Here is a 292-nt window from a genome sequence, read left to right as displayed (position 1 = left end):
ACGAAGAACTCATCGCCGCACCAGAGCAAAAAATAAAAGAATTAGTGAGCTATTGCGACTTAGACTGGCAACCACAGTGCCTTGATTTTCATTTAAACACCGCACCTGTATCAACCGCTAGCAAAATGCAAGTGCGCCAACCGCTTAACAACAAAGCCATAGGCCGCTGGAAAAAGTTTAAACCCTATACCAATGAAGCGCAGACCCATTTAGTTAATGAAGGAGTGAGAGGTTTAATGAAATAACAACAAATGTTACGTGGGCGGGTAGTTCATTGTGATTAATTTTAGAG

1 pseudogene is annotated in these 292 nt (G+C 41.8%); it reads left to right on the top strand.

Features of this window, described 5'->3' with window-relative positions:
- Positions 1–245: pseudogene (locus tag AAEY62_RS21755) on the top strand (tetratricopeptide repeat-containing sulfotransferase family protein); the annotation flags it as partial.
- Between the last annotated feature and the right edge of the window lie 47 nt (positions 246–292).

It is taken from the genome of Pseudoalteromonas sp. GW168-MNA-CIBAN-0100 (assembly GCF_040309225.1).
Lineage (GTDB): Bacteria > Pseudomonadota > Gammaproteobacteria > Enterobacterales > Alteromonadaceae > Pseudoalteromonas > Pseudoalteromonas arctica.
This window is presented reverse-complemented; position numbering and strand designations above follow the sequence as displayed.